The sequence below is a fragment of the Paenibacillus maysiensis genome, from assembly GCF_000520815.1.
In the GTDB taxonomy this organism is placed as follows: domain Bacteria; phylum Bacillota; class Bacilli; order Paenibacillales; family Paenibacillaceae; genus Paenibacillus; species Paenibacillus maysiensis.
Genome location: NZ_ASRY01000213.1, coordinates 1 through 11,939 on the forward strand (window position 1 = coordinate 1; position 11,939 = coordinate 11,939).

Below are 11,939 nucleotides of genomic sequence, written 5' to 3' on the forward strand. Positions count from 1 at the left end.
CTTTTTTAATTCGCCTATTCAGGTTATGAGCGGCTTTTTTTAAGCCGCCTTACATATATCTTTTTTTGAGCGTCGTACGGGCTATTCATCCCAGTTTTATTGCCCCGGCGGCACGTTTCCGATTTCCCTATTCTGTTAGTCGCACTCATTACTCATTATGGAGGAGAGAAATTATGCTAAAGCCATACCCACTGCAATTTCAACCTGAGTTCAAAGAGAGAGTTTGGGGAGGACGAGCCTTGGAACAATTCGGTTTGACCCCGCCGGAAGGACATATTGGCGAAGGATGGATGATTGCCGATCATCCAAATGGAACCACAACGGTCATCAATGGCGAGCTGGCTGGCAAAGGACTGGATGAAATTCGCGAAACCTACGGGCAGGACTGGCTCGGGGCCAAGGGCGTATCGGAAAAAGGCGGACGTTTTCCGCTTCTGATCAAGCTGCTGGATTGCAATGACGATCTGTCCGTGCAAGTGCATCCGACAGATGATTATGCAGGACTTCCAGCCGGAGAACTGGGAAAAACCGAAATGTGGTACGTCCTTGATGCCAAGCCGGATGCTAAAATTATTTACGGTCTGACCGAGGGCGTGACCCGGGACAGCCTGCGTACCGCTCTTGAAAGCGGAGACATCCTGGGCAGCTTGCGTCAGGTTCCTGTCGAGGCTGGCGACACATTCTTCATCCCTGCTGGAACCGTACATGCGCTGTGTGCAGGCGTTGTTGTTGCTGAAATTCAGCAAAATTCAGATACCACCTATCGGTTATATGACTACAACCGTCCTGGTCTGGATGGTAAGCCCCGTGAGCTGCATATCGAGGACTCTCTCAATGTGACCTCTTACGAGGGGGCTGGTGCAACAACGATGAAAACAGGCGGTTTGCAGCCGGGCGAATGGCTTCAACTCGCAGCCTGTGAGTATTTTGTCGTAGAAAAGGGTATCGTAAAGGGAAGCTGGGCGCTTTCCACAACCGATGACAGCTTTACCATTCTCGTGATTTGCGAAGGTAGCGGTACATTAACGTGGGACAATCATTCGTCGTCTCTCTCCTGCAAAGCCGGAGATTGCTTCCTGTTACCCGCTAATCTGGGCGGGTACACGCTGAATGACGGAATGACTGTCCTTAGATCTTATCTTCCTTAAAGCTTAAAGGGTGTGTTGTCTAATCATGCGGGAATATACCTTCACCATCGCTGAAAATGACGGAACGGAGCTTTTTGCCTACCGCTGGCTACCGGATGAACATACGTCCGTGCGGGGAATCGTTCAGATTTCGCACGGGATGTGCGAGACGTCCCACCGCTATATTCGCTTGGCCGAGAAGCTTACAGCTTCCGGCTACGGTGTATATGCCAACGACCATATCGGCCACGGACGTACGGCTGGTGATCCTGATAAGCTGGGTATGCCGGGAGCCAATGCGTTCAATCGAATGGCAAGCGGTATGCTGGAGCTGGGCGAAATTGCGGCCAAGGAGTTTCCGGATCGGCCTCGTTTTTTGCTCGGTCACAGTATGGGGTCCTTTTTAACCCAGAAAATCATGTATGATGACAGGCAACAGTATCACGGGTTTATTTTATCGGGAACGAACGGGCGGCGCGGTCTGCTGAAACTTGGAGAGCAGGTTGCCCTGCTGCAAGCCAAACTGCAAGGAATGGATCACCGCAGCATACTGCTCAACGCTATGGTCTTCGGCGGATTTAATCGGGCCTTTCGTCCGGTGCGGACGGCGTTCGACTGGCTATCCCGCGATCCTGAGGAAGTAGATCAATTCGTGCATGATCCGTTATGCGGAGCCATCTGCACGACAGGCTTTTTTCTAGATTTTTTCCGGCTTTTGCAGGAAATACACGGGCCCTCCTCACTCGAAAAAATCAATCCCAAGCTGCCAGTCTATATTTTTGCCGGAGACCGTGATCCGGTAGGGTTGTTCGGTAAAGGCGTTCTATCGCTGGTGGATATGTACCGAAGTCTGAAGCTTCAGGATGTAGAATATCGTCTCTATCCTGACGGCCGACATGAGATGCTGCATGAAACGAACCGCAACGAGGTCATGAACGATATCGTGGATTGGCTGGATCGTCATGTCAACTCAGCAGCGACCTCCGTTTCTGTTTTGTCTGGAGGCTCTGAGACATCCGGTTGATCCGCTTTGTCCAGGTCATCCTCGCTGGAATAAAAAAGGAACCTTCAAAACCACGATTACAGTGGACTTAAAGGTTTCTTTTTTGTGTTTAATTCTTACTTTGAGGTTATGTTGAAAATTACCATGCATTCCGTTCCCTTAGGGAAGTAATATGAGCTATATGATGTTTGCCATGCCAGGCATAGATGCCGATGTTTCGTTCCAGGCGGATCGTCTGACCCAATTCCGGATGGATAAACGTTCGGTGTAATTGATCATCCCCCAGCGAACGCAACACAACCACCCACGGTTCATGCAGCCCTTCCAGCAATTGCAGAGAAGGCTCCAGCGGAAGCTCCCTTGCATCCGGTATTTCGGCCCAACGCCCCTCATCATATGGCTTAATCGTGGGTGTATCCTCTGTTAGCGCCAGCTTGAAGCGAATATAACCGTTCATATGGCTGTCTGCCAAATGATGGACAACCTGCCTAACCGTCCAGCCTCCTTCGCGATAAGGCGTGTTCAACTGTTGTTCATCCAGCCCTTCCACCGCCTGACGAAGCTCAGAAGGCAGTTCAGCAATATCTTGAGTCCATGCCACAAGCTGTTCTTCTGTAATCGTATCTGGAACGACAAATGGCCCAATCGGGTAGCGCAAATCATGATCCAAAACAGTCCCCCACCCTTCTCTGCATCTGAGTATCCTGTTACCTGTAATCTTATGTTTTAACTATGCAGGAAAAAAAGCAGACCCGCAAGAGCCTGCTTTTTCATATACGTAAAGATTGGGTACAACTGTTGATCTATTTTACCCTTCCAGCAACAGCGATTCCGGATCTTCCAGCAATTCTTTGACCGTTACCAGGAAGCGAACCGCTTCGCTGCCATCAATAATCCGGTGATCATAGGACAACGCAATATACATCATCGGACGATTTTCCATACGTTCCTCGTCAATGGCAATCGGGCGAAGCTGGATTTTATGCATTCCCAAAATACCCACTTGCGGTGTGTTCAGGATTGGCGTAGACAGCAGGGAACCGAAAATACCTCCGTTGGTAATGGTAAAGGTTCCACCTTGCAGATCTGCAAGAGAAAGCGAATTGGAACGTGCTTTGCCAGCCAAATCTGCAATGCTCTTCTCGATTTCGGCAAAGCCGAGACGATCAGCATCCCGTACAACGGGTACAACCAGCCCTTCCTTCGCAGATACGGCAATCCCGATATCATAGTATTTTTTCAGTACGATATCATCGCCGTTAATTTCCGCATTCACAGTAGGGAACCGCTTGAGCGCGCCGACCACTGCCTTTGTAAAGAAGGACATAAAGCCCAGCCCTACATCGTGCTTCTCCTTGAACTTATCTTTACGGCGTTTGCGAACATCGAGAATAGCTGTCATATCCACTTCATTAAAAGTGGTGAGCATAGCTGCCGTTTGCTGTGCCTCAACGAGACGTTTGGCAATGGTCGCTCTGCGGCGGGACATGCGCTGACGTTCTACCGGCTTGCTGTACTCTGTCTGAGACGGAGACGCAGCAGCAGGCTTATTTGCAGCGGGAGCCGCAGGTGCAGGTGATGCAATACGCGAAGCATCGGCGCTGTTCGCATGTGTTTTAACATCCTCCTGGAACACGCGTCCGAGCGGGTCCTTCCCCTGTACCTGTTCCAGATCAATTCCGCGCTCACGCGCTAGCTTCCGGGCAGAGGGGGATGCCGTCTGACCGTTCCCGTCACCGTTGGATGCAATAGGCTGTGCGGCCTGTTCCGCTGCTGATTTGCCACCGCCTGCTGTGGAAGCAGGCGAAGTAGCTACAGGCGGTGTCTCTGGCGCTTGGGTCGCTGCTGCTTCTCCGGCACCGGATGGTTCTGCGTCACCACTCCCACTCCCACTACCGCTTCCGATCAAGCCAACTGATTCACCGATAACTACCGTTTCCCCTTCCTGTCGGAGGATTTTCTGGACTACGCCCGCTTCTTCTGCGCTAATTTCCAGGTTGACCTTATCGGTTTCCAGTTCCAGTAGAACATCTCCCTGTCCTACGGAATCCCCTTCCTTCACAAGCCATTTGGAGATTGTTCCTTCCGTGATGGATTCTCCCATTGCTGGCACTAAAATATCGCTCACAGCCGCTACCTCCCCAGTGTAATATTGTTTTTGGAATCCTGCTTCAACGCTGATTGAATAATTCGCTGCTGCTCTAGGCTGTGTACTTGCTGATAACCACTCGCCGGGCTGGAACGATCCGGTCTGCCTGCGTAGCGAATTTCCGCTCCTTGTGGCACTACATTCCGCAGACGAGGCTCGATGTAACTCCAAGCACCCATGTTTTTCGGTTCTTCCTGTGTCCATACGAATTCCTTAACATGTTGAAAGCGGCTGAAAATATTCCGGATTTCCTCTTCCGGGAAAGGATACAACTGCTCGACGCGAATGATGTGCAGACGGTCCTCCGCTTCAGCCTTGTCCTTCTCCAACGCCTCTTCCAGATCAATAGCTATCTTGCCACTGCACAATACAATCCGCTCTACACGATCCGGGCGCGTACCCAATCCGGGCTGCTCCAGCACGAGACGGAATGTTCCTTCGCTGAACTCGGAAGCAGGCGAAGCGACACGGTTGTTACGAATGAGGCTTTTCGGCGACATCATCACAAGCGGACGAGCTTCCTCACTTTCGCTTAATGCAGCCTGACGGCGCAGCAGATGGAAATACTGTGAGGCACTGCTCAAGTTAGCGACAGTCCAGTTATTTTGTGCAGACAGTTGGAGGAAACGCTCCAGACGTGCGCTTGTATGCTCCGGTCCTTGTCCTTCACTACCATGCGGCAACAACATCACCAGACTGGATTTCTGTCTCCATTTGGCGCGTCCAGCGGAAATGAACTGGTCGAAAATAACCTGCGCACAGTTGGCAAAATCACCGAATTGCGCTTCCCAAATCACTAACGTTTCAGGAGAATACACGTTATAGCCATATTCAAAGCCAAGGACAGACGCCTCAGACAACGGACTGTTATGAATACTGAACGAAGCACGTGCTTCCGGCAAAGTATGCAGAGGGCAATGCGTATTGCCCGTTTCTGGCTCATGCAGCACGAGGTTACGATGAGCAAAGGTTGCCCGCTCCGCATCCTGACCTGTCATACGAATCGGTTTGCCATCGGCCAGAATTGTAGCCAAAGCCAGCGTTTCCGCCAAGCTCCAATCTACCTTTTCGCCATCGTTCAGAGCCGTTTTTCTGCGCTGTAGAATACGGTCCAGCTTCGGATATACTTGAAATTCTTTCGGCCATTTCAGCAGGTTTTCATTGATCTGGCGCAGCTTTTTCAGCTCTACTGCTGTACGAACCACAGAATCCTGACCCCGTTTTACCTTGGAAGGAGCAATTTTCGGCTCCTCTTCCGGGTTATTCTTCACATGCTCGTATGCTTCCTTCAGTCGATTTTGCACCTTATCGATAAGCCCAGCATTGTACGCTTCATCCACAATTCCTTGCTTAATCAGGATTTGAGCGTACAATTTGCTAACCGTTGGATGGTTTTTCACCTTGCTATATACCAGCGGCTGCGTTGTTTCCGGATCATCGGATTCATTATGACCGTAGCGGCGGTAGCCGATCAGATCAATCAGGAAATCCTTCTTGAAGCGGTTGCGATATTCACCAGCCATTCGAGCTGCTGCAATACACGCCTCGGGATTGTCCGCGTTCACGTGTACGATCGGAATTTCATAGCCTTTGGCCAGATCGCTTGCATAACGGGTCGAACGTGAGTCAACGCTTTCTGTTGTAAAGCCCAGACGATTGTTAACAATAATATGAACAGAGCCGCCATTACGGAAGCCGCGCAAATTCGTGAAATTGAGTGATTCGGCCACAATGCCTTCACCTGGAAAAGCCGCATCGCCATGCATGATAATGGTTGCCGCCTTGCTGACATCCAGCTTCGGATAGCCTGCTTCACTGCGATCCTCCTGCGCTGCGCGGGAAAAGCCCTGCACGACCGGGTTCACGTATTCCAGATGACTCGGGTTATTCGCTAATGTCAGACGGGCCTGTACCGCTTCCCCATCCTTTACAAAACGATTGGCACCCAGATGATATTTCACATCTCCGGTCCAGCCGTAATTAATTCCTGTCGAGCCTTCCGACGGAATCAGATCCTTATTCGGAGAATGATGAAATTCAGAGAAAATCTTGCTGTAAGGCTTGCCCAGCACATGGGCCAGTACATTCAGACGACCACGATGCGCCATCCCCATCAAGACGTGGCTTGCACCTGCATTCGTCGTAAGACGGATAATCTCGTCGAGTACCGGTACAAGGACATCATTACCCTCGATGGAAAAACGTTTCTGTCCGACAAACGTTTTATGCAAAAACTCTTCGAATTGCTCCACCTCTACCAGTCTGCCTAGCAATGCCTTGCGTTCCTGTGTGGTGAGTGGCTTGGAGGACCAGCCGGATTCAGCATAGCTGTTCAGCCAGCGGCGTTCCTCCTCATTATGAATATGACTAAATTCATAGGCAATCGGGCCTGTGTATGCCACACGCAGACGTTGGATGGCTTCCCAGCCGTTAAGTGTTCCAGCAGGAGCGTTATCCCATATTAAAGAGGCCGGAAAAGCCTTTAGGTCCTGTTCGGTTAAACCGTAGGATGCCGGATCAAGCAAGCGTGTATCCTGCTCCGCATCCAGTCCCAGCGGGTCTATTTGTGCAGCCAAATGTCCGTATTCACGGATGTTCCACACCATTTTCCCGGCTGTAACCGCTTTCTGTAATGTGTTCGAGTCAAGATGTCCCTGAGCGCTTGCCGGGGGGCCTTGCAATTTGTAGTCTATCATGGAAGCAGCCGAGTATTCGGATTGCGGCGGCTCACCCCATTGATCAAACAGCTCGCGGTAAGCCGGATCAACTGTTCCGGGGTCCGCTACATACTTTTCATACTGGTCCTGCACATAACCTAGATTAGGTCCGTAATACGCCTGCCAAGGTACCTGTCTGCTGCTCTCTTCCATTGTCATCTCGTTCCCTCCGTCAAATTTTGAAATTCATAGCTGGACGGAAATCATTTTCATTTCAGTTTTTGCAAAATTTTCATTTTAAGTTGTTCACAATATGCTCACATTATATGAAATCCTTCATCAAAAGTCGAATTTCACAGTTCCTATCCTTCTTCCATTGTATAAAGTTTTCTAGCAATGAGCATTTCCTTTTTCTCAACATATCCATGCGTAAATGAGATGAATCGGGCTATTCTGTAATTCTTACACACCCATTATAGACGATTACCGTATTGATTATTTCAGACAACATATCGGACAATTAAAAGAAGCCATTCTAGACGGCGTTGAAGTGATGGGCTACACCAGTTGGGAAGCGATTGATATCATCAGTGCATCCACTTCAGAAATATCCAAACGCTACGGATTTATTTATGTGGATCAGGATGACGAAGGTCACGGAACCCTTAACCGCAAAAAGAAGAAAAGCTTTGACTGGTATAAAAAGGTGATTGCTACAAATGGCGCGGAATTAGCTTAATTAAGATTGGAGACTGACACTCATTTGTGAGTCAGGAATCAAACACCTGGCAACTTAAATAACCAGCCGTCGGATATCAACCGACGGCTGGTTATTTAAGTTTAGTTGCTCCTCATACTACGCCAAACGAGTTTAAAAACAACTTCCCAGTCCACCCCACTATGATTATCGTTAACAGCAGAATTTAAAAGGCAGAGGGTCCGATACGATTCAAACTTAAAGTGACATTAAAGTCGCTTTTCTGTACAATATTCCTACTTTTCACTATTATTTTAATTAGGCATCTAAAAACCGCTTTGAAAGCGAAAGGGATGGAACTGTGACTGGATTAAAACAAGTACTCAGAAACAAGAATTATGTCAGGTTTTTTCTGGCAACGTTCGCCTCACAAATGGGAGGAATTATTGGGGTTACTGCATTCATGTTTTATTTGTTGAAACGGTTTACGAATCAGCCATACTATGCAACGCTTGCCGAGTTAATGTATTCGCTCCCGATGCTGGTAGTATTTCTCGTGGTTGGAGTGCTGGCAGATCGGATGGACAGACAAAAAATTGCTGTTAATTGTGACTGGATCAGCGCTTTTTTATCCTTATGTTTGCTTATTTTTATTTGGGTCGATTCGATTCCTTTGATATTTGCCCTCCTCTTCATCCGTAGTGCTGCCTCCAAATTTTTCTTCCCAGCCGAAAGTGCCATTATACAGGGGATATTAAGCGAAGATGATTACACCATTGCCGCAGGGCTCAATCAAATGATGGGGAGTCTTTTCATGTTATTTGGAGGGACTCTGGGGGCCATCGTTTACTGGCACTTTGGAATTACTGGAGCCATCCTAATTGATGCTGTTTCTTTTATTGTGTCTGCACTGCTTATTCGTTCCTGCAAAATTCCAAAGGAAGTACGCCTTCCGAACGGGGCACATCAATTTAAACAATTAAAATTCAAACTTGTCATGCATGACTTTAAACAAGGGTTTCTTTACATATTACGCAACAGACTATTGATTTGGTTGGTTTCAGGCTTTTTTATGTTCGGTATTTTAAATGGTGGTTTTAGCGTTTTACCGATGTTTATTCTTAAATATAAGCTAGCTCCAGACAACTATGAGCAGTATATGGTATGGACAGGTATTATTTTTGGAGCTGGTGTGTTGCTTGGTACCCTAATCGCTTCTCTCATCTCCGCCAAGCTAAAGCTACACCAAATGATTGCAGCGGGAGTTCTGGTAGCCGGAATTGGTATGTGCACACTTGGATTTGTTAACCACCTCTATGCTTTTCTGATTATCAACTTTGTCATTGCACTGATACTTCCGTTCATTAACATTGGCATAGGAGGATGGCTTCCTCGTATTGTAGATCCTCAAATGATGGGACGTGTGCAAGGTTTAATTAATCCGTTAATGATGCTGTCCCAGTCTCTTACATTAGGTTTCATTGCTGTAAGCTTTCCTTCATTTATTCCAATTGAAGTCTTGTTTTTATTAGTTGGGGTCTGTACCGTTATTGTGGGAATATACTACACTATTGTGCTTCCCCGTTATGCTGATTACAGCACTTCTTCTAAGACCCTTCAGGAATCTTTATAGGCAAATTAAAAAAGTCATAAATGGTGGCATTGAAGTGATTGCGATAATACGGTCCGTATTTTTTATCGTCGCCAGTCGATGAACAATGACCCGTGTTGTTGGACCAGCAGACCATTCCGCCAGCGATTGTTGAATTGCCACTTCTGCCTCCGAATCCAGTGCAGAGGTGGCTTCATCATATCTCCCCTCAAATGCTCCACAAGTACATACATTCGTTGCATACGACTAGCTCGTCAAAATCCAGTAGAGGCAAAGACCGATAGGGTCTATAATATTCAAAAAAACGCCCGGCAGACGCATTAGCTGCATCAGCAGGACATTTTGATTGAAATCGGAGTAGCGGGATTCGAACCCACGACCTCACCCACCCCAAGGCCGATAACCCAGTGTATGTAGATCGATGCTGTTATTTACTGTTATATTCTGGTCATAAAACTATTTAAAGGGATTATTTACCTATTCTTTCGTTGCATTCTTAAGTTGTTTTTATTATGGTAGATACAAAAGTTAAGAGGTCAAAAAACAGAGATCTAGGAGCTAACCATGCAAAGCAAAAAAGTGCTTATACCAGTTGCATTACTTCTTTTAATACAGTTAAGTGTTCCTATCTGCTGTACCTTTGCACAGGATAACCTTGTCATAGATCATAAAACGAAAGAGAGAATCAAAGAACAATATGGCTTGGAAGAACCTCAGTCACCTATATTAGAGCAGCAGCAAAACATTTTATTCGGAGGTGATTGGGGCTTTAGTCCTTCTGCTGGTGCTGTGATGCTGGAATTGACCATATTGATTCGGAATCCGCTCATTTTCATCAGTCAACAACTGATATATTCGGTGATATCATAAGCTTTTTTTCTATTCGGTAAGTTCCATGATATAGAGCATAAGGATCATTTATTTCGTAGCAAGTTGTCTGCCACTCGGGGGCACTTCATCCTTCTTATTGAAAAGGTTTAATTCAATGGGGCCCCTACCATGTAGCCACAGCAGTTCATCGAATAAAAATGTCAGTCCATCCTTGGCGCGTAAGCGTTCGATGATCTCCGTGACAACTTGCATAACCTCCCCTTGTATTCCCTCTGCCAGTTGCAGACCTCCGCTCTCTCCATCCAGATAAAGATGCGTATGATATGATTGCTCCACCTTCTTCACATGGCGCAGACACAGTATGCCATTTTCGAGGTAAAAGAAGTATTGATGGTCATAAAGAACCCCTTCGCATATCTCATACATATGAGGTGAATCATACGGCCCCTGAACCATGGATACCCGCTCCAATCCCATTACCCATTCTGTCATACATCCTCGCTCCATTCCTTTGTTCAAAGTTTCTTATTTGCCAATATACTTTCTTCTACAGGTAGTTTTTCAAACTAGGTGGTTGAACGATAATTAATTGCTAATTGTAAAACGTTTTGGTACGATAAGCATATTACTACGACGTTCACAAATAACATTTCAATAAACCTAATGCATATTACAGTGTTATTTTTGTTGTTATTAGAATACATCCAATAGTGTTTATTGTCAATACTTTGATGTTTCTTTTTAACACTGTAGAATGCATTTAGCTGGAGGAAAATATGATAAAGATTCATCTTTCCCGTATTATGGGCGAAAAACGAATAAATATTGCCGAGCTTTCCCGCATGACTGGATTACATAGAAACGGAATCACCAAACTTTACAACGAAGAAACAGACGGTGTGAAATTTGATACGCTAGATAAAATTTGTAAAGCTCTACACTGCCATGTTCAAGATGTTATCGAGTATGTAGAGGATGATACAAATTAGTAAAATGAACTTCTCTTGTTATGAGAAACTGTTTCAATTAGGTTTTCTAAAAGCTGCCCTCCAACGCAAACGCCCAAATTGACTTTCCAACCTTGAACACACTTTGTAGAACCCTTGGCGTACTCCCTGGTGCACTGATCGAATACTTGCCAGACGACGAAGAGAGCCGTTAACATGCTTACGGCTCTCTGTTTCTTATATAATATTCAAAATACTTTTTTACCGATCTTCCCACTCAAATTAGATTCGAACATCGTAATCCCTTCCTATAAGGCGACCTTAAATATATTTCTCCCACGTATGATAAATGTCGAATAAAGCATTTGGATTACGCTCACCGTCTAAAACCAGATACATTTTATTCGTTACGATCATGATCACATCCATATCTGTTTCGTTAGTCAAACCAGTGATAACAGGACGATTCACACTAATATAAGACTTTGGTTTAAAAATAAGACCCCAGTCCAACCCACTATGATTACTTTTTACAACTTCCCCGAGATAAATTCCGATGTCCAGTGTAAAAGCTTTGGATTGAGTACTAACCTTTTTGTCATTAATATATTCTTTCATCCATTTAGAAGTTCTTGAATACTCCTCTTCTAATTCTGAAGTACTTTTGTTTTGAATCTGTACATTTCTTAGATACCATTCCCAAATATCTATAAGTGAGCGATGACTATAATCCAGATGCATCTGTGAAAATGCGCCAAGTTGCTCTAAACGCGAAGGTATTTGCTGTTTAAACCAATTAAAATGTTCTTTAGCTTCATGCTTGTTCATTTCAGAGTATTCTTTCATTTCAAACGGTGGTTGCATTAATTTATATTCCATTTATATAAGACGCAAATAAGAAATTAACGAGGCCAAC

General features: G+C 46.1%; 11 protein-coding genes and 1 pseudogene. 6 read left to right on the forward strand and 6 right to left on the reverse strand.

Translation table 11 applies throughout. The features are described from left to right. Positions 1-173 precede the first annotated feature (173 nt). Both L696_RS0115410 and L696_RS0115415 read left to right on the forward strand, forming a co-directional pair. Entirely contained in the window at positions 174-1,148 is a 975-nt protein-coding gene (locus L696_RS0115410; RefSeq protein WP_025684444.1) for a type I phosphomannose isomerase catalytic subunit, read from the forward strand. Positions 1,149-1,173: 25 nt separating this feature from the next. After that, a complete protein-coding gene (locus L696_RS0115415; protein ID WP_025684445.1) occupies positions 1,174-2,151 on the forward strand; it encodes an alpha/beta fold hydrolase in 978 nt (325 codons plus the stop codon). A 118-nt stretch (positions 2,152-2,269) separates the two neighbouring features. Here L696_RS0115415 and L696_RS0115420 read toward each other — a convergent pair whose 3' ends face one another. The 3 genes from L696_RS0115420 to L696_RS0115430 all read right to left on the reverse strand — a co-directional run bounded on the left by L696_RS0115420 (position 2,270) and on the right by L696_RS0115430 (position 7,155). Beyond that, positions 2,270-2,800 carry a YfiT family bacillithiol transferase gene (locus L696_RS0115420; RefSeq protein WP_025684446.1) on the reverse strand — a complete coding sequence of 177 codons (531 nt, stop codon included), beginning with the start codon at positions 2,798-2,800 and terminating at the stop codon, positions 2,270-2,272. 138 nt (positions 2,801-2,938) lie between these two features. After that, complete coding sequence (gene odhB, locus L696_RS0115425; RefSeq protein ID WP_025684447.1) at positions 2,939-4,258, reverse strand: 2-oxoglutarate dehydrogenase complex dihydrolipoyllysine-residue succinyltransferase; 1,320 nt, start codon at positions 4,256-4,258, stop codon at positions 2,939-2,941. A 5-nt stretch (positions 4,259-4,263) separates the two neighbouring features. Further along, positions 4,264-7,155: a 2-oxoglutarate dehydrogenase E1 component gene (locus L696_RS0115430; protein ID WP_025684448.1), complete on the reverse strand. Its 2,892-nt coding sequence runs from the start codon at positions 7,153-7,155 to the stop codon at positions 4,264-4,266. 253 nt (positions 7,156-7,408) lie between these two features. Here L696_RS0115430 and L696_RS0115435 point away from each other — a divergent pair. Both L696_RS0115435 and L696_RS0115440 read left to right on the forward strand, forming a co-directional pair. Continuing rightward, positions 7,409-7,675 (forward strand): annotated as a pseudogene (locus tag L696_RS0115435) (family 1 glycosylhydrolase); the annotation flags it as partial. A gap of 319 nt (positions 7,676-7,994) precedes the next feature. Then, entirely contained in the window at positions 7,995-9,266 is a 1,272-nt protein-coding gene (locus L696_RS0115440; RefSeq protein WP_025684450.1) for an MFS transporter, read from the forward strand. A gap of 62 nt (positions 9,267-9,328) precedes the next feature. Here the strand turns inward: L696_RS0115440 and L696_RS31485 are convergent, their stop codons facing one another. Further along, entirely contained in the window at positions 9,329-9,487 is a 159-nt protein-coding gene (locus L696_RS31485) for a hypothetical protein (protein ID WP_209440972.1), read from the reverse strand. Positions 9,488-9,809: 322 nt separating this feature from the next. On the opposite strand from L696_RS31485, the gene L696_RS0115445 reads away from it, so the two are divergent. Then, on the forward strand, positions 9,810-10,115 hold the full coding sequence (locus L696_RS0115445; RefSeq protein WP_025684451.1) for a hypothetical protein: 306 nt from the start codon (positions 9,810-9,812) through the stop codon (positions 10,113-10,115). A gap of 48 nt (positions 10,116-10,163) precedes the next feature. Here L696_RS0115445 and L696_RS0115450 read toward each other — a convergent pair whose 3' ends face one another. After that, positions 10,164-10,568, reverse strand: coding sequence for a hypothetical protein (locus L696_RS0115450; protein ID WP_025684452.1), 405 nt, complete (start codon positions 10,566-10,568; stop codon positions 10,164-10,166). Positions 10,569-10,852: 284 nt separating this feature from the next. Between L696_RS0115450 and L696_RS0115455 the strand changes: the two genes are divergently transcribed. Then, a complete protein-coding gene (locus L696_RS0115455) occupies positions 10,853-11,065 on the forward strand; it encodes a helix-turn-helix domain-containing protein (protein WP_025684453.1) in 213 nt (70 codons plus the stop codon). 279 nt (positions 11,066-11,344) lie between these two features. Here the strand turns inward: L696_RS0115455 and L696_RS28650 are convergent, their stop codons facing one another. Beyond that, on the reverse strand, positions 11,345-11,887 hold the full coding sequence (locus L696_RS28650; protein WP_209440973.1) for a hypothetical protein: 543 nt from the start codon (positions 11,885-11,887) through the stop codon (positions 11,345-11,347). Between the last annotated feature and the right edge of the window lie 52 nt (positions 11,888-11,939).